We start from the raw sequence: 19,187 nt of genomic DNA, 5'->3' as shown, positions 1-19,187 counted from the left end.
ACCGAGTATGGAGTTCCATCAACATACATTAACAACAATAGATTTCGGGACAGTAAGTCGGTATTCTTATTTTCCGTGGATGGACACCATCCTGGGAAATATCCAGATCAATGTCCAGGAGATGGAATTTAATCAGGCGACCTTTCAGGTAATCGAAAGCTACACGAATTTTCAGGTAATGGTTATTTACAAATCACCTGTCACTTCCCTGTTCTGCAACTGTACGCAAACAGGCTTTTGTACACACCAAAAAGCAACATTAACCAAGCTATTCGGACAAGAAAACTGGCTATCTTTTTTCGACTTTAACCGTTATCGAAATCTACTTAAAAAAGCTGCCGTTCAATATGGTTTGGAAAATGAACCCTCGCTGGAAAACTACTTTTCAGCCCAGGTCAAAAATGCTGAGCTGCAATTCGTTTTAAAAGACAAGCAGCTTACCTCTATAGACGATTTTGATCTACTCGAGCCATCGACCAAACAACCCAAAACTTCCGGAGAACACCAACATACTTTTATTGTATTAACCCGCAATCGCTACTATAAGCAATTACAGGTATTGTTATGCCAGTCAACGCTTTCGAAATCGGGTACCCCAAAAAATCCCATTTCGCTCCTGGAAAGTCAAACGCGCATTTGGCAGACTGACTCTGTCGAAGAAACCCAGTTTTTTGCGGCAATCAACCTGCTGTCCCAACCTTTACAGCAAGCAGATGTCACCATTGAAAGGAGTTTGCGTGCCATCGCCAAAAATCCATTGGCAATAGATTTTTACCTACACGATTATGAGAAAGCAGAGAATATAACGGCTACATCATTATCCCCGGTTCAGCTCAGCTCAAACAAAGGAAATATCAGATTATTTGTGGAACAAAACGATGCATTCTATAGCATCAAAGGGGAACTATCCATTCATGGTATCGTTTATGACCTGCAGGATCTGAATATTCTTTTTGATCAGTTCATCCTGATAAAAAAACAGCTTTTCCTTGTAGAGAATAAACTCCATCTCAAATTGATTCGTTTATTTGGAAACAAAGGCGATCAATTGCGCATACATCGCAACAAGTTTAAAGAGTTTAACGAATTATTTCTAGATCCTCTTGCCAATTCAGTAGAATTAAATTTCAAAGATATCCCCAAAGCGAGCAAACCGCAACTGAAGGAAAACCTGTACTATGAAGATATACAGGCACTCATTTTTCTGGAAGAATCAGAAGATTTCGTAAATATTATACCGGTCATGCGTTATGGGGATGTTGAAGTTCCTATACTGAGTAAGAGAAACATATTTGGAACCGATGCAAAGGGATCCCAATTTTTGGTAGAACGCAAAAAAGAACTAGAAACCAAAGTGATTTCGCTGCTACTCAAGCAACATGCCTACTTTCAGGAACAGTTGGATGACGATAGCTTTCAACATCTTTATTTGCACCGTAAATATTTCTTGGATAAAAACTGGTTTCTGAATGCATTCGATGAATGGCGTAATCATGGTATCCAGATTATTGGGTTCAATACCATAAGGGGAAATAAGCTGAGCCAGTTTAAAGGTAAAATACAGATCGAGGTATTAAGCGGACAAAATTGGTTTAATGCCACTGTACAGGTCAAATTTGGCCCCAAGAGTGTCTCATTGAAAAAACTTGAAAAAGCAATTCGAAACCGTTCCCAATTTATCGCGCTGGATGATGGCACCCTCGGTATTTTACCTGAGGAATGGCTGGAAAAATTTGAGGCTTACTTTAACGCAGCAGAAATTATAGAAGATGAACTTATTCAGATACCCAAGTATAAGTTTAATGAAATAGACCAGCTTTTTGATAAACAAGACATGGATCAGCAAGTATCTGCTGAGGTTAGCCATTTAAAAAATCAGCTTTCCACATTGGCAACATATCCACCGGTACAATTACCGGAGATTTTTGTCGGAGATTTACGGCCTTATCAACAGCAGGGGCTGCAATGGCTCAACTTTTTGGACAAGCTAAATTTTGGAGCCTGCCTTGCCGATGATATGGGATTAGGCAAAACTGTCCAAATCCTCGCCTTTCTAGCGACCCAAAAAGCAAAGGGAATGCCTCCGACACTATTGGTTCTCCCCACCACACTGATTTTTAACTGGAAACATGAAATTCAGCAATTTCTGCCTTCATTTAACACCATGATTCTTGAAGGGCCAAACCGAAGCGACATCGCGGATCAGTTTGAAAAACTGGATATTGTGCTTATTTCTTACCACAACCTATTGACCGATATCAATAGATTAAAGAAACTGACATTCAACTATGTCATACTTGATGAATCTCAGCACATCAAAAATCCGGATTCACAGCGGTACAAAGCGGTAAATCTATTGCGGTCGAGAAACCGTATTATTCTAACAGGAACGCCTATTGAGAATAATACGATGGATCTATTTGCACAGCTTTCTTTTACTGTTCCGGGTCTATTGGGGAATAAAAAGTATTTTAAGGACGTGTATACAACTCCGATTGATGCTTTTCACGATCGCAAAAGAAAAAAAATGCTGAAGGAAAAAATCAAACCTTTTATCCTGCGGAGAACCAAGCAAGATGTCCTGGATGATCTCCCCGCAAAAAATGAATTGGTGCTCTATTGTGAAATGAAAACTGCACAACGCAGGATCTATGATCTCTATGAAAAAGAATTCCGCGAGTTTATCTCAGCCAAAGACGGGGATGAAATCAAGAAAAGCCCCATGCATGTCCTTAAAGGTTTAACCAAATTACGTCAGATCTGTAATTCCAGTAAATTACTCCAAAGTGAAGACCTAACATCGGCGGAAGATTCGGCAAAGATTGAAATGCTTGTGGAACAGATCCAACATAAAAAAGATCAACATAAAATCATTGTATTCTCGCAATTTGTGAGCATGTTGCGACTGATTAAAGAAGCATTGGATAAAAATGGGATACCGTCGCTTACGCTGACGGGTCAGTCCAGAAACCGTGGGCAGCTGGTCAGCGATTTCCAATCCGATCAAAATATCCGCGTTTTTCTCATCAGCCTCAAGGCCGGAGGTACAGGTCTTAACCTTACAGCGGCAGATGTTGTCTACCTGGTCGACCCCTGGTGGAATCCGGCCGTGGAACAGCAAGCGATCGATCGCATTTATCGTATTGGTCAACGGAAGGATGTCACTGCCGTTCGTCTGATCAGCCCAAACACCGTTGAGGATAAAATCCAGACACTACAACAACATAAGAAGGAAATCAGTAGCACTATTCTCGAAGATGGAGGAAGTTTAAACACTTTTTACCTCGATAAGGATTATCTACTAAAAATATTACGGTAGAAGTTATAGCTGATACGTAAAAGGGACATCCATGGATGTCCCTTTTACGTATCAAAATTTCTTCATAACAATATTATAAAAACATTTTAACGTCACTATATTATTATTTGATGACCTGCTTTCTGTATTTCGAATCAATTATATATTTTACCCCTTTTGCATCCACAAAAACTTGCTTTCCATCGTAACGTTCGTCGAGCTGTTTATCAAGTGCCACGCGATATAATGTACTTGTACCGGAAGAAGAGTATTTTATCTCTGCTTTAGGTTTGTTATGCTCCACAATGGGGTTGGTAGTCTCAGCTGTCCAGTCACTTACCTTATCGATAGTTTCTTTCGCCCCTGTGCTCTTAGTTTTATCATTGGTGACCGGAGCTAATGCAACCATATTAGCATGGATATTTAATGGAAAAAAAGGATCTATCCAACGATTAGCCAAATGAAAGTTTCCTTCTCCATTACCGAAGGAAGTAAACTGTTGACCATTTGACCGGCTTGCCAACATGAAAATTGGCAATAAAACTAAAAACCGTCTAAAGAATATTAAATCAACTCCAAACATATCTTTTTAACTTATCCCTCAACTACTTCCAAATAAAATGCCATGTCCCTTTTTCAATGGTATGTTTAACATTTTTTTAACTATCAGTACTGTATTCCTATCCTATTTAACTGGGGACCATAAAAAAGGAATGCCCTTTCCTATAAAAGCCTTCCTAAACATATGACAACACTAAAGACATCCTTTCCCTTACCGGGCGTGTTTTCAATGTAAAAAGAACAGCTGTTGTCCAAGAGCTTCCACGCATTCGCCGGGCTTATTTTAACTGATATAGATCTCGGTAATATATTTAAACACGATACGTTTAGAAATTGCATACTTTTCAAATAGTAAACGGAGGTCATCGTATAAGGTTTTATTTTCATCCCCATCTTTCGGGAAATAAGAAGATGACCTCACTCTTCCCAGAAAGGATTTCAGATCAAACACTTGTTGATTCTGCAAAGAAACTTTTGTCATTGGCCTATCCACAAAAAAATCCCGAAGATCTTCATCACTTATATTTTTGTGACTGACAGATTGATAAGTAGGAATATGCTGACGTAAAAATTGTTCATATTCCTGCTGGAAAGCATCTGTCGGGTCCCGTTGATTCCAGACCAGTACGATATGACCGCTTTTCGTGAGAATACGATTAAATTCCTTATAACAGGCGTTACGATCAAACCAATGAAAAGATTGACCAGCGAAAATCAGATCTACACAGCCCGACTCTATGGATGTATCTTCGGCGGTCGTATTTAATGCGATTAAATTCCTGTATGTTTTAAAATGATGTACAAGGGATTCGCGCATCTCCCGGTTTGGTTCAACGGCAAAGACATCATTTCCGTTTTCCAAAAATAGCTGTGTCGATAAACCTGTACCACTACCGATATCTGCAACCAGCCATCTCTTATTGAAACCGATCTTTTCGCCGAGAATCTGAATAATTTCTTTTGGATAATTGGGTCTAAATTTCTCATAATCCACGACCCTATCTGTAAATCGCTCAATATTATTTTTGTTCATGTTAGATTCCTATAGCTAATCTATTATATCTTCATCTCTGAAGCTATAATATCCATTGTCAGTAAAGATCAGGTGATCATTTACCCTAATATCCATAATTTTTGATGCTTCAACAATTTTTTGCGTCAGAATTCTGTCAGCATTACTGGGTTGCAAAGTGCCAGAGGGATGATTGTGAATCAGTACGATGGAATGGGCTTTTATTGCAAGGGCATTTCTCAGAATGATGCGGACATCGACAGGAGTGAAATCATTTCCGCCACGACCAATAAGTTGCTGATCCAATAATTTGCATCCGGTATTCAGGTAGAGTGTCCAAAACTCCTCATGCGGTAAATCCTGTAAAATAGGTTTCATAAAATCATATACACGTTTACTGCTATTCAAAACTTTTTTTGCCTCGGACGGAGATTCCTTCTTACGTCGTGCCAGCTCCAATGCGGCGATGATGGATATCGCTTTGGCCTCACCAATACCTTTATATCGACTCAATTCGTTGACATCCATCTTTGAAAGCGTATCCAAGCTATTGTTGACATCCGCTAAAATTCGTCGGCAAAGTGCTACAGCACTTTCATCCATCGAACCCGAGCCAATCAGAATCGCCAATAGCTCCGCATCGGAAAGAGCTCTCCTTCCCTGACTTACTAATTTCTCGCGGGGTCGATCTGCCTCGGACCATTCCCTGATAACTAATTTATGCAGATTTGACATGATTTAAATTATAACCGGCTAGCTGACATAAATATAAAAAATATTTCACATTATTCTAAAGGTCATCCCGCGACAAATCATGCAATTTTAAAAAATGGAATCTGCGAATTACTTCGCATTTCACTCTGAAACATTATCTTTGTATTTCATAAAAATTTTTGAACATGAGTAAAGCGATTATTAAAACAGAAAAAGGCGACATGACTGTGCAATTCTACACAGCTGATGCTCCAAATACAGTAGCAAATTTCATTAAACTTGCTAAATCAGGTTATTATGATGGATTGGCTTTCCACCGTGTTATCCCTGATTTTGTGGTTCAAGGTGGTTGTCCAAATTCACGCGAAGGCGCTGCAGGTATCCCTGGAACTGGTGGCCCCGGTTATAAAATCGACTGTGAATTAACAGGAGAAAATCAGTACCATGATAGAGGTGTATTGTCGATGGCTCATGCCGGACGCAATACAGGTGGTTCTCAATTTTTCATTTGCCATAGCCGCAACAACACAGCGCACTTGGACCGTAACCATACTTGTTTCGGAAAAGTAATCGAGAATGTTGATGTAGTAGACGATATCAGACAAGGAGACCGCATTTTATCAATTGAAGTAATCGAAGATTAATTCTGGAGGTTTAAAAAAAATTAAGATGAATTTAAGAGCATTAGTATCTGTAACTGGTAAACCAGGATTGTTCAAATTGGTTGGACAAAATAAGGGTGGTTTTATTCTGGAAACCCTTGATCAAGCAAAAATTAAGACAGTGGTAAGTTTATCTTCAACAAAAATGGCAACATTGGAAGATATCACGATTTATGGTGACGAAGAAGAAATCCGCCTTTTGGATATATTTGAGACCATTAAAGAAAAAGGATTGACCTTGCCTGATACAAAATCGGATGCTGCTACATTGCGAGAGTTCTTCCGCGAAGTCGCTCCTGGTCATGATGAATCCCGTGTATATACATCAGATATCAAAAAAGTGATCACTTGGTACAATATTATCAAAGAGTTTCCTTTATTTGAAGAAGAAGCACCAGCTCCTTTGGTATAATGGGATAGCGAATAAATAGAAAAGGAGTTGACTCTGTCAACTCCTTTTCTATTTATTCAAGTTTTGTTATTCCTATCTAGTTTCACAGAAAAGCCCTAGATTCTCTCCAGGGCTATAATTATAAAAAATTATCTTGTATGGATTACTTTTTCCAAAATGGATACTAGTGACCTTTTGGTTCAACATCTACACGTTTGATATCTGCCCCTAGCTTACGTAAACGCTCCTCGATATCCTGATAGCCACGTTCGATCTGCTCGATATTGTGAATCACAGATTTACCTTTCGCAGATAATGCCGCGATCAATAAGGATACTCCTGCACGGATATCTGGAGATGTCATTTCGATACCCTTCAGTGTGTGTGATTTGTTCAAACCAATGACAGTAGCACGGTGCGGATCACATAAAATAATCTGTGCACCCATATCGATCAATTTGTCGACAAAGAACAGTCTACTTTCAAACATCTTTTGGTGAATCAAAACATTTCCCTTTGCTTGTGTTGCCACTACGAGAATAATACTCAATAGATCCGGTGTGAATCCAGGCCATGGCGCATCCGATATGGTCAGGATAGAACCATCTATAAATGTATCAATTTCGTAAGAATCCTGAGCCGGAATAAAGATATCATCCCCGCGTAGTTCAAACTGAATCCCTAAACGTGAGAATACCGATGGAATTACACCCAGTTCCTGGAAACAAACATCTTTAATAGTAATTTCAGAACCTGTCATTGCGGCTAATCCAATAAAAGAGCCGATCTCGATCATATCAGGTAACATGCGGTGAGATGTTCCGCCAAGGCGTTCTACACCTTCAATGGTCAATAAATTGGATCCAATACCCGATATCTTTGCTCCCATCCGGTTCAACATCTTACAGAGCTGTTGCAAATAAGGTTCGCACGCCGCATTGTAAATGGTTGTTGTTCCTTTGGCCAATACAGCAGCCATAACGATATTTGCTGTACCAGTAACAGAAGCCTCGTCCAATAAGATGTAGTTACCTTTTAGTTCAGTAGCATCCACATTAAAGAAATGTGTTGAAGCATCGTAAACAAATTTGGCTCCTAGTTTTTCAAAGCCCAGAAAATGGGTATCCAAACGTCGGCGCCCAATTTTATCACCCCCTGGTTTTGGAATGGCAGCCTTCCCAAATCTAGCCAACAATGGTCCGACAATCATAATAGAACCACGCAAGCCACCACCTTTCTCTTTAAATTCAGGCGATTGGAAATAATCTATATTAATATCTTTCGCCTCAAAAACGTAAGTATCTTTGTCTATCCGATCAATCTTAACGCCTAACGCGCCTAATAGATCAATTAATTTATTGACATCCTTAATATCGGGAATATTACTGATGGTCATGGGTTCCTCAGTCAGTAAAACTGCTGACAGAATCTGTAAAGCTTCATTTTTTGCTCCCTGAGGAATAATCTCTCCCTTTAACGGTTTTCCACCGATTATTTCAAATGCATTCATTTATATAACTGATATCTTCTTATTACACCAAAACCCGACTTATAATTTAGCTTATGCCACTAAATGACATTGCAGGATTCTTAAAATCAACGAAATTATACTAAAAAATTTTATGGCATTGTCCGATCAACAAATCAAGATCGTATCAGATTTTATTGATCCAATATCTAAACCAAAGCTGACAGACAAATCCATGCTATAAATAAAGAAGGCAATTGTAAAGAAATCTATGAATCACTTCGCAATTGCCTGCTTCTTAAACTAAAAACTTAAAGAACTAGCCTCTTTTATTATTGTAATTATTTTGAGGTTTTCTATTTCTATTGTTGTTATTATTGTTATTGCTACCAAAGTTATTGCGCTTCATGTTGTTATTGTTATTTGACATACGGGGTTTGCTGCCACCACTGCCTTTTGACTGATAACCTGAAGAACTATTGTTATTATTGTTGTTATTATTATTTCCACCAGAGTTGGTCGTTGCCGGTCCTTTGACACGATTTCCCGGAGGCGGGGTTTTAAAATCAAGTTTGGTCAATACCGTACCTTCTGGTAAGGTTAATTGGTATCCAGACAGTTCTTTCAGGTCCTGAATGATCAATTCATCAGATACGGAATCCTTGTTCCAGGTAAGGTACGCCATTTTCATAAAATTGGCGATACCAATAACCATCTGCTCCCGCTTGGATTCATCAGTTACCTTCAATGCCTTATCGATCATTTTCTCCACTGTAAATCCGTAATGTTTGAATTTAATCGAATGCTGAGGATAACCTAAATGCTCGACTTCGTGTTTAACACTTTTGGCTGTAGCAATAGGATAAGGCGAGTCAATATCAAGCTTAAAATCTGAGATGATCTGTAGGTGATCCCAAAGTTTATGCTTAAAATCAGAAACGTCTCTCAAATGTGGGTTCAGTACCCCCATCATGTCGATCACGATTTGGGCATGTTTATTTCGTTCTTCCTTTGTGGGTAAAGTACAGATGTAATCTACCATATTTTGCACATTGCGGCCATATTCTGCAAGGATCAATTTTGGCCTAGTGCTGTTGTAGTCAAAGTTCATATAGCTAATATAAGTACCTATTAAACGGTTAAGATCTCGTTTTGGTATTTTATTATTGAATTATTCTAAGTTTTGCAAATTTAAGCAACAATTGTTTCTGCCCCAACTCTTTAAAGAAAATAGTTGCTTTTATATCTCCTTTGTTTCCTTCGAGGTTGACAACCTTACCAAATCCAAAGCGTTCATGTTCAACTTCCATGCCGACCTGAAGATTTGATGTGTCAGAAGGAGCAAAACCCGCAGTAGGTTTGTGGGCTTTTGGCAGTATCGACGTTGTTTTGACCATTGGCTTAGGCTTAGGTTTCGAAAACACATCGTCACTATCCTTTTGTTGCCATGCAATTCGTTCGCCCTGAAAACTGCCGGCTGAGGCGGAAGTTTGTCGTGGTTTAAAATCCAATGCAAGACAAGCAGGATTCAATTCATCCAAAAAACGACTGGGTTCGCAATTATTCAACGTTCCCCAACGATATCGCGAAGTAGCATACGAAAGTAGTAATTTTTTTTCAGCTCTGGTAACAGCAACGTAAAAAAGTCTTCTTTCTTCTTCCAATTCCGATCTGGAATTCAATGACAACTGAGAGGGAAACAAGTTTTCTTCAAGACCTACAATAAATACGATTGGAAACTCAAGTCCCTTGGAAGAGTGTATTGTCATCAAGGAAACCGTATCTGCATTTGGATCTTTATCGTTGTCATCATTGGTCAACAAAGCAATATCCTGCATGTATACATCAAGACCACGCTCTTCAATATCCTCGCGTTCCGAAAACTCCTTAATACCATTAAGTAGCTCCTGAATATTTTCATAACGCGCTAATCCTTCGACAGATTTATCTTCGTATAGTTCTTTCAATATACCACAATGCTGTGCGATATGCATGGCGGTATCAAATGCATTGTTATTTTTAGCCAATGCCTGAAAACTCTGTATCATCTGCGCAAAACCACCTACTGAGGTCGCACTACGACCATCCAGAAAATGCGCTGAATTGGCAACAACATCCCATATACGATATTGATTTTGATCTGCAGCAATCATAATCTTCTCTATGGTTGTATCTCCAATCCCCCGACGTGGGTAATTGATAACACGTTTCAGGGCCTCCTCGTCATTGGGATTAAAAGTAAGACGGAAATAAGCAATCAGGTCTTTAATCTCTTTTCTTTGGTAGAAAGATGTCCCGCCATAGATTTTATAAGGTATATTGATCTTCCGCAGGGCCTCCTCCATCGCCCTTGACTGCGCATTGGTCCGATAAAGAATCGCAAAATCTTTGTAATTGAGTCCCTTCAGAGATTTCTCTTCAATGATTTGGTCCGCAACGATTTTCCCCTCTTCGTTATCAGAGAAGGCGCGTGAAACCTTAATTTTCTCTCCTTCTTCATTATCCGAAAAAACATTTTTTTCCAGCTGGTTCTGATTATTAGCAATTACCGAATTGGCTGCATTAACGATCATTTTGGTGGATCTATAATTTTGTTCCAATTTAAAGATCTTCACATCTGGATAATCTTTCTGGAAATTCAGAATATTCTGGATATTTGCTCCCCGAAAGGCATATATAGACTGTGCATCGTCACCGACAACGCAGATATTTTCATTGACGGCCGCCAGTCGTTTTACAATCAGGTACTGGGAAAAGTTCGTATCCTGATACTCATCGACCATGAGGTAACGGAATTGATGCTGGTATTTGTGCAATACCTCAGGATGTTTGTTCAATAAAACATTTGTCTTGAACAGGAGATCATCAAAATCCATGGCACCTGCACGGTAACAACGCTGTGCATAGGTCATGTAAATCTGTCCCAATTGACCACGTCCATTCGAAATATCCTCAGCTAATATAGCTTCGTTCTTATTGTACTCCTGTGGCGAGATCAAGTTATTCTTGGCTTGGGATATCCGACCGTAAACATGATTGACATTATATAATTTGTCATCCAGGTTCATTTCCTTTAGGATCGCACGTAGCAGACTTTTGGTATCATCGGTATCGTAGATGGTAAAATTTCGGGGATATCCAATTAGTTCGGCTTCTACGCGAAGTATCTTTGCGAATACGGAGTGAAATGTTCCCATCCAAATATTTTTTGCTTCGCTTCCCACGACAGAAACAATACGCGCCCGCATTTCCTTGGCTGCTTTATTCGTAAATGTCAAGACCAAGATATTGAATGGATCAATTCCTTTTTGAATCAAATGTGCGACACGATAAGTAATTACCCGTGTTTTTCCTGAACCAGCTCCTGCAACAATCATGACAGGGCCTTCTGTTTGCTCTACGGCTCCTCGTTGTGAAGGGTTTAAACCCGCTAAATAATCCAAATTAACTCCTTAAATTTTAAAACCTGAGAATAGGGTATAAAAGTACAAATTTCCCCGCGATCACTGGAGCTATCTTGCTAATATTTTTACACAAAAAAACCTGATAATGCAAATTATCAGGTTTTATATAAATAAAGCCCAGTTTAGCCTCTGCTATTATAGTTAGGAGCTTCTTTTGTAATCGAGATATTATGTGGATGAGATTCTCTCAAACCGGCACCTGTAATACGGACAAATTGTGCTTCCTGTAGTTTTTCAATTGTTGCGGCACCACAATAACCCATTGAAGCGCGCAACCCACCGATATACTGATATACGACCTCAGCCAATGTACCTTTATAAGGAACACGACCAACAATACCCTCTGGAACCAGCTTTTTGATATCATCTTCCACATCCTGAAAGTAACGATCTTTAGAACCTTTTTCCATTGCTTCGATAGATCCCATACCACGGTAGGATTTAAATTTACGTCCTTCGTAGATAATAGTTTCTCCTGGAGCTTCCTCTACGCCGGCAAATAGCGATCCAGCCATAATGGTGCTCGCCCCTGCAGCAATCGCTTTTGCGATATCACCGGTTTGTTTGATCCCCCCATCAGCGATCAATGGTACTCCAGTACCTTTTAGCGCTTTAGCGACTTCGTAAACAGCGTATAATTGGGGAACACCAACACCTGCAATAATACGGGTTGTACAGATCGAGCCTGGTCCGATACCTACTTTTACAGCATCCGCGCCAGCTTCAGCTAATGCTGTTGCAGCCGCTCCTGTTGCAATATTTCCGACGATCACCTGTAGTTCTGGGAACTTGGATTTCACCAATTTCAATTTGTCAATTACACCTTTAGAGTGTCCGTGCGCAGTATCAATGGTTACTACGTCCACACCTGCCTTTACCAAAGCTTCAACCCGGTCCAATGTATCTGGGGTAACACCGACAGCAGCACCTACTAATAGACGACCATGGCTATCTTTAGCAGCATTTGGATAGTGCTTATATTTTTGTATATCCTTAAAAGTGATCAAACCTTTCAGGATACCTTCCTTATTCACAACAGGAAGTTTCTCGATTTTTTCGTTCTGGAGAATTTCTTCAGCTTTCACCAAATCCGTTCCTTCGGGGGCAACGACAAGATTATCTTTCGTCATCAGCTCATTGATCGGACGGCGCATATCTTTTTGAAAACGAAGGTCACGATTAGTGACGATACCCACTAACTGCCCTTTTTCGTTAACCACTGGAATTCCCCCAATTTTATGTTCTTTCATAATATTGAAGGCGTCGCCAACAGTTGCAGTAGCCAATAATGTTACCGGATCTTGGATCATGCCGCTTTCAGAACGCTTTACTTTACGCACCTCAGCAGCTTGCTCTGCAATAGTCATGTTTTTATGTAACATACCAATACCGCCCGCCTGTGCGATCGCAATTGCTAAATCAGCACCCGTTACTGTATCCATTGCCGCAGAAACCAATGGAATATTTAATTTGATTTTTTTTGTCAGCGAGGTACTCGTATCGACGTCACGGGGTAAAATTTCAGAATAAGCTGGAATTAATAAGACGTCATCGTAAGTGAGACCTTCTGCTACGAATTTTTGTGGATCTAATTGCATGGCAAATATGTATTGGGTTTTCTATTTGCCAGGCAAATTTAAGAAAAATAAGCAATATAAAAAAATAAAATAAACAAATTACAATCGTTAGACAAATTAGAACGGTTATGAATTGATACAAAAGGTTATTTCCCACCGTTACTTCTTTTTTTGGCAAGCTATTTGCTTTTGCTTACACGAAAAGTAATTTTAATTAATTGAAAATATAAGTAAAGATAATTATGAAAAAGACCTTACTCTCATTAGCTGCTGTTGCAGCATTAGCATTTGGTGCACAAGAAGCAAAAGCTCAATCTCCGCAACGTGCTGCTATCGGTGTTGTTTTCGATGGTTCAGGCGGTGACCTTTGGGGTGTTCAATACAAACAATCTATGGGCGGCGCCAATAATGGTCAGGCACAGGTGATGTTTGATGACAACGTTGTAGCTGTAGGTGCGGATTATCAATACGCTAGACCATTCCGTGGTGTAAACGGTTTGGGTTGGTATGCAGGTGTTGGTGCGCAGTTGACATTTGTTGATGCAGGTGACAACGTCACTTTCGTAGGTTTAAGACCACAATTGGGTCTAGAATTTAAAATCCCAGCTGCTCCTATCGGATTTCATGCTGACTGGAAACCAAACTGGACATTAAACCACGGTTCTGACTTTGACGCATCAACTTTCTCTTTCGGTATTAAATATACATTGAGATAGTATTAAAAAAAGATAAAAAGGCCCTGATCAAGTTAGATCAGGGCCTTTTTTTTATAAAATAAATGCGTTAAATATTTCTTTTTTTCCGCAATTATTCTAATTTTATGCCTTTGACCTAAATGGCATAAATAAAGCTTTTCATTCTACAAAAATTTTATACCTTTGCCATTCTTGGTAAAGTGTGATTAAACAAGAACTAATTATCAATTACATAAACAGTATTTAACATTAAAATTAATACAATTAATAACAGACGATGCAAGGTAAAGGGCTGATTAAACTTTTAGTGATAGTGGTGTCATTAGCGTGTCTATACTCCCTATCATTTACTTGGGTGACCCGCAAGGTGGAGCGAGATGCAGATAATTTTGCCAAAGGAGATTTGGTAAAGGAGAAACGCTATCTAGACTCAATGGCAGGTGAAGTAGTGTACAATTTAGGTTTTGCGAAATACACCTATCGGGAAGCAAAAGCAAATGAACTGGCTTTAGGATTGGATTTGAAAGGTGGTATGAACGTTACCATGGAGATCTCATTGGATGAATTGATCCGTAATCTGGCCAACAATCCAAAAGATGAGAAATTCAACAAAGCGCTGGAACAGGCGGTAGCAAAAAGCAAAACCAGTCAGAAAACGGTCGTAGCTTTATTCATGGAAGAATACAAATCCCTTGGAGCTTCTACCCCACTTTCGACATTCTTTTCAACAAAAGACAATGCTTCTTTGATTAAACCGGGTGATTCCGATTCAAAAGTTGAATCGTTCCTTCAAAAAGAAGCTGACAACGCCATTCAAAATTCATACAAAGTACTACGTACACGTATTGATAAATTTGGTGTTGCTTCACCGAACATCCAGATTCAACAAGGTACAAACCGTATCTTAATTGAGTTACCAGGTGTAAAGGACGAAAGCCGTGTACGTAATCTTCTTCAAGGTTCAGCTAAATTGGAGTTTTATGAAACTTTCACCAATCAAGAAGTTTATCCGTTATTAGAAAATATTGACAGAACATTAGCAAGCACTTTAAAAGCTGCTCCGGCGGCGAACAACAATGCTCCTGCTGACACAACGAAAAAGTCAGACGATTTACTTTCTAACCTAACCGGTGGTCAAAAAGACAATAAAGCTAAAAAAGACAGTGCGGCACTTAATCTAGGTCAGAAAAATCCATTATTTGAAGTATTACGTCCAACAGTTTATATGGGCGAAAACCAGCAAATGGCCCTTATGCCAGGCGCTATGGTTGGTAATGCTGCCTTAAAAGATACGTCCAAAGTAAACGCTTACTTGCAACGTCCAGAAGTAAAATCAATTCTTCCGGGCAACCTGAAGCTTTTATGGGCTGTAAAACCTGAGCAAAAGACACCAGAACAACTTTCTCTATATGCCATCAAAGCAGTAGGCCCGGATAATGGCGCCGTATTGACCGGTGATGTGATCACAGATGCTAACTCCAACTTTGATGAGAAAAACCAGCCTGTTGTTGGTATGCAAATGAACAGTGAAGGTGCACGTGAGTGGAAAAAAATCACGGCAAAAGCTGCTCAAAATAGAGATGCAATTGCTATCGTATTGGATAATGTGGTTTATTCTGCCCCTTCTGTTAACGGTGAAATTCCAAACGGAAGTTCATCTATCTCCGGTTCATTTACGGTAGAGGACACAAAAGATTTAGCAAACGTTTTAAAAGCTGGTCGTCTTCCAACTACGGCTAAAATCGTTGAAGAAGCGATTGTAGGCCCTACTTTGGGACAAGCAGCTATTGATGCTGGTATCAACTCAGCGGTAATCGGTATTATCGTGGTCATGATCTTCATGATTGCATATTACAACACTGCAGGTATTGTGGCTAACATTGCTGTATTGTTGAACGTATTTATTATCATGGGGGTATTAGCCTCACTCAATGCTGTACTGACCTTGCCTGGTATTGCCGGTATCGTATTGACAATGGGTACGGCCGTCGACGCCAACGTACTGATCTATGAACGTATCCGTGAGGAACTTGGCTTAGGAAAATCAATTCGTCAGGCAGTTGCGGATGGTTATAAACATGCTTTACCATCGATCTTAGATTCTCAGATTACGACATTCTTAATCGGTATTATCTTATTCTTATTTGGTAGTGGTCCGATCTTAGGTTTTGCTACTACATTGATGGTGGGTATCATTACATCATTGTTTACAGCAATACTTGTAACACGCGTTATTATCGAATGGATGCTGGAAAAAGATATTAAAATCAAAGTATCTTTCCCATGGTCTGCAAATACCTTGCATAATGCAAACTTCAAATTCGTTCAAAAACGTAAAGTATTCTATGCAATCTCTGTTGTAGCGGTCTTAATTTCCGCAGCCTCAATTTTCACAAAAGGTTTCAGCTTAGGTGTGGATTTCCAAGGTGGACGTACCTATACTGTTCGTTTCGATAAAACGGTTGATCCCGAAGCTGTTCGTACCAGTTTGGATGATATTTTCCAAAAAACAACGGAAGTAAAAGTATTTGGTGCATCAAACCAACTTCGCGTTACGACCACATATCATATTGAAGAAACTTCCGATGCAGCCGATAAAGAAGTATTGGATAAATTAAATCAAGGACTAGCTAAGGTAGATGCCTCCAACAAACATGAGATCCTGTCGTCACAAAAAGTAGGACCTAGTATCGCATCAGACATCAAGTCTAGAGCGACTAGCTCAGCAATCTTCTCCATTATCATCGTAGCGGCTTATATCTTAATCCGTTTCCGCAAATGGGAATACTCTGTGGGTGCAGCTATTGCAACCATCCACGATGCGATTATTCTATTGGGTTTATTCTCTATATTAGATGGTATTGTACCATTCTCCTTGGACATTGACCAACACTTTGTAGCAGCCATCTTAACGGTAATCGCATACTCGGTGAATGATACGGTTGTTGTATTTGACCGCTTAAGAGAGTTCGTAACAAAACCTAATGCGCATAATGAAGATCTTGGCGAAGTTGTTAATCACGCAATCAACTCAACATTGAGTAGAACAATCATTACTTCATTGACGATTATTTTCGTTCTTGCGGTCTTGTTCATCTTTGGTGGTGAGGTAATCCGTGGATTCTCTTTCGCGATCTTAATCGGTGTGATTGTAGGTACCTATTCTTCCATTATCTTAGCAGCACCTTCCGTATACGACTTACGTAAAGGAAAGCACCTAGCTGAAGGTAATACAGCAAAAAAAGCTGAAGTAGTAAGACCATAATCGATTTTAAAATATCGTAAAAAGGCGTTCAAAAATTTGAACGCCTTTTTTATTGCATTCAAATTACTTGTCACACTAAATATTTTAAATATATTTGTCATACTAAATATTTGTATGCTAAACGAAAAATTTGACCGTTATTCTTTTATCCTGGATCAAACAGCCAGGAAGGTAAAACAATTTGCTCAATCATCTTTTTCTGAAAAGGGATTTGACATTACAGTGGATCAATGGGCTGTCTTAAAGGCACTGTATGAAACCGAACAACTGTCTCAGAAAGAATTAGCCAAGCGCTGCGGCAAAGACCAACCCACCCTAACCCGTATCGTGGATATCTTATTGAAGAAAGGTTTGGCTGAACGTGTTATTGATGAGACAGATCGACGAAGCCTCTATCTTCATTTGACGGAAGAAGGTAAGCTTAAGGTTGCTTCCCTATCCCCCCTCGTCGCGGAGATCCGCATGAAAGCCTGGGAGAAATTAACGGAAAAAGATTTCGAGGATTTTACAAGAATATTAAATACGATTTACAACAATTTAAATGTATAATCACTATGATAAATACTGACATTTGTATCATCGGTGCTGGACCAGTAGGGTTGTTTGCTGTTTTCGAAGCCGGCCTTCTAAAAATGAGATGCCATCTGATTGATGTTTTACCTCAGGTGGGCGGACAGTTATCTGAAATATATCCACACAAACCGATTTATGATATACCGGGCTATCCGAGCATTACAGCACAGGAGCTTATCGATAATCAACTCGAGCAAATAAAACCTTTTGCACCCACTTTTACACTGGGTGAACGCGTAGAACAGATCGAAAAACAGGATGATGGTTCCTTTATCATCGCCACAAGTGATGATACCAAAGTGCATGCACAGGTTATTGTGATCGCCGGCGGGCTCGGTTGTTTTGAACCGCGTAAGCCAGAGATCCAAAATCTGCATCTATTTGAGGGGAAGGGCGTGGATTATATGGTAAAAGATCCTGCAAAATATGCTGGCAAACGGATTGTGATTGCCGGGGGTGGTGACTCAGCGCTGGATTGGACTTACCATTTAGCTGATATTGCACAACAGGTTACACTCATTCATCGCAGTGATTCTTTTCGCGGAGCGCCCGATTCAGCGGAAAAGGTCTTCAAACTGGCTCAACAAGGCAAAATCAATTTACTGTTATCCCATAACCTAAGCAGCATACACGGAAATGGTATCCTTACAGCTGTCGAGACGGTAAATAAAGAAAAGGAAACTATTACGATTGAAGCAGACTATTTCATTCCGCTATATGGTCTGACACCAAAACTGGGCCCTATCGCGGACTGGGGATTAAATATTGATAAAAATGCAATTGAAGTCAATACTTTTGATTATTCGACCAACGTCGAACGTATCTATGCCATTGGCGATATCAATACCTATCCTGGCAAACTAAAGTTGATTCTCTGCGGCTACCATGAAGCTGCACTGATGTGCCAAAGTGCATTCAAATTTGTTTACCCGGATCAAAAGCTAACATTTAAATATACAACCGTCAACGGTATAAATACCTTTTAGTCATGGAAGACAATTTGATACAATTAACTGTCGTGGATCGCGATGGCGCGGAAAATACAATCGAGATACCTACGGATATCAATCTCTCGTTAATGGAAATTCTGAAAGCGTCCGAATACGATATACTGGCCACCTGCGGTGGCATGGCGCTATGTGCTACATGCCATATTGAAGTTCTCGAAGGCCTGGAAAGTCTTTCCGAAGCCAGTGATCAGGAATTGGATATGCTGGACACATTGCCAAATGCAGATGGACAAAGCCGGCTCGCTTGTCAGCTCCACCTGCACCCAAATAACAATGGGATGAAAATCAAGCTCAAAGGTTCGTTGCAATAGCAAGGTCATTGTGTATTTTATACACAATGACCTTGCTGTCCATGCAAGTTTTTTTTAACCCCTTTTCGGGCCATAAAAGACTTAAAACCAAAACACTACAAAATATTTTATCAAAAGAATTGGCCTTATAACGATAAATTTCACAATGTATTGCCATAATAAATAAATATTTTTTAGCTTTTTGGT

Annotated in this window: 15 protein-coding genes; 8 read left to right on the top strand and 7 right to left on the bottom strand. The window is 39.6% G+C overall.

From position 1 onward, the window contains the following. The first annotated feature begins 7 nt into the window (after positions 1-7). Positions 8-3,319 (top strand): SNF2-related protein, encoded by a 3,312-nt coding sequence (locus ACK8HY_RS17215; RefSeq protein WP_416134313.1) that lies wholly within the window; start codon positions 8-10, stop codon positions 3,317-3,319. A 103-nt stretch (positions 3,320-3,422) separates the two neighbouring features. Here ACK8HY_RS17215 and ACK8HY_RS17210 read toward each other — a convergent pair whose 3' ends face one another. From ACK8HY_RS17210 to radC, 3 genes are all read right to left on the bottom strand, one after another. Further along, positions 3,423-3,824, bottom strand: coding sequence for a hypothetical protein (locus ACK8HY_RS17210; RefSeq protein ID WP_416134312.1), 402 nt, complete (start codon positions 3,822-3,824; stop codon positions 3,423-3,425). A gap of 318 nt (positions 3,825-4,142) precedes the next feature. Further along, complete coding sequence (locus ACK8HY_RS17205; protein WP_416134311.1) at positions 4,143-4,892, bottom strand: class I SAM-dependent methyltransferase; 750 nt, start codon at positions 4,890-4,892, stop codon at positions 4,143-4,145. 15 nt (positions 4,893-4,907) lie between these two features. Then, positions 4,908-5,606: a RadC family protein gene (gene radC / locus ACK8HY_RS17200; protein ID WP_416134310.1), complete on the bottom strand. Its 699-nt coding sequence runs from the start codon at positions 5,604-5,606 to the stop codon at positions 4,908-4,910. A 164-nt stretch (positions 5,607-5,770) separates the two neighbouring features. On the opposite strand from radC, the gene ACK8HY_RS17195 reads away from it, so the two are divergent. After that, the gene (locus ACK8HY_RS17195; RefSeq protein ID WP_077437405.1) at positions 5,771-6,229 is read left to right on the top strand and encodes a peptidylprolyl isomerase; all 459 of its coding nucleotides are present in this window, start codon (positions 5,771-5,773) and stop codon (positions 6,227-6,229) included. Between the two features lie 25 nt (positions 6,230-6,254). Further along, a complete protein-coding gene (locus tag ACK8HY_RS17190) occupies positions 6,255-6,659 on the top strand; it encodes a DUF5606 domain-containing protein (RefSeq protein WP_077437406.1) in 405 nt (134 codons plus the stop codon). Positions 6,660-6,822: 163 nt separating this feature from the next. Here the strand turns inward: ACK8HY_RS17190 and murA are convergent, their stop codons facing one another. From murA to guaB, 4 genes are all read right to left on the bottom strand, one after another. Beyond that, a complete protein-coding gene (gene murA / locus ACK8HY_RS17185; RefSeq protein ID WP_077437407.1) occupies positions 6,823-8,148 on the bottom strand; it encodes a UDP-N-acetylglucosamine 1-carboxyvinyltransferase in 1,326 nt (441 codons plus the stop codon). 277 nt (positions 8,149-8,425) lie between these two features. After that, complete coding sequence (locus tag ACK8HY_RS17180) at positions 8,426-9,217, bottom strand: DUF4290 domain-containing protein (protein WP_416134309.1); 792 nt, start codon at positions 9,215-9,217, stop codon at positions 8,426-8,428. 52 nt (positions 9,218-9,269) lie between these two features. After that, the gene (locus ACK8HY_RS17175; protein WP_077437409.1) at positions 9,270-11,549 is read right to left on the bottom strand and encodes an ATP-dependent helicase; all 2,280 of its coding nucleotides are present in this window, start codon (positions 11,547-11,549) and stop codon (positions 9,270-9,272) included. A gap of 143 nt (positions 11,550-11,692) precedes the next feature. Further along, on the bottom strand, positions 11,693-13,168 hold the full coding sequence (guaB, locus tag ACK8HY_RS17170) for an IMP dehydrogenase (RefSeq protein WP_077437410.1): 1,476 nt from the start codon (positions 13,166-13,168) through the stop codon (positions 11,693-11,695). Positions 13,169-13,389: 221 nt separating this feature from the next. Here guaB and ACK8HY_RS17165 point away from each other — a divergent pair, with 221 nt between their 5' ends. The 5 genes from ACK8HY_RS17165 to ACK8HY_RS17145 all read left to right on the top strand — a co-directional run bounded on the left by ACK8HY_RS17165 (position 13,390) and on the right by ACK8HY_RS17145 (position 19,001). Beyond that, positions 13,390-13,863, top strand: a complete 474-nt coding sequence (locus ACK8HY_RS17165; RefSeq protein ID WP_077437411.1) for a hypothetical protein — start codon at positions 13,390-13,392, stop codon at positions 13,861-13,863. A gap of 256 nt (positions 13,864-14,119) precedes the next feature. Beyond that, positions 14,120-17,107 (top strand): protein translocase subunit SecDF, encoded by a 2,988-nt coding sequence (secDF, locus tag ACK8HY_RS17160; RefSeq protein ID WP_416134308.1) that lies wholly within the window; start codon positions 14,120-14,122, stop codon positions 17,105-17,107. Between the two features lie 114 nt (positions 17,108-17,221). After that, positions 17,222-17,656, top strand: coding sequence for a MarR family winged helix-turn-helix transcriptional regulator (locus ACK8HY_RS17155; protein WP_077437413.1), 435 nt, complete (start codon positions 17,222-17,224; stop codon positions 17,654-17,656). Between the two features lie 5 nt (positions 17,657-17,661). Beyond that, the gene (locus ACK8HY_RS17150) at positions 17,662-18,666 is read left to right on the top strand and encodes an NAD(P)/FAD-dependent oxidoreductase (protein WP_077437414.1); all 1,005 of its coding nucleotides are present in this window, start codon (positions 17,662-17,664) and stop codon (positions 18,664-18,666) included. Positions 18,667-18,668: 2 nt separating this feature from the next. After that, the gene (locus ACK8HY_RS17145; protein ID WP_416134307.1) at positions 18,669-19,001 is read left to right on the top strand and encodes a 2Fe-2S iron-sulfur cluster-binding protein; all 333 of its coding nucleotides are present in this window, start codon (positions 18,669-18,671) and stop codon (positions 18,999-19,001) included. Positions 19,002-19,187 lie beyond the last annotated feature (186 nt).

The organism is Sphingobacterium sp. NGMCC 1.201703, assembly GCF_047784615.1.
Taxonomy (GTDB): domain Bacteria; phylum Bacteroidota; class Bacteroidia; order Sphingobacteriales; family Sphingobacteriaceae; genus Sphingobacterium.
The sequence above is the reverse complement of the archived record's forward strand: the minus strand, read 5'-3'. Positions and strand labels throughout refer to the sequence as shown.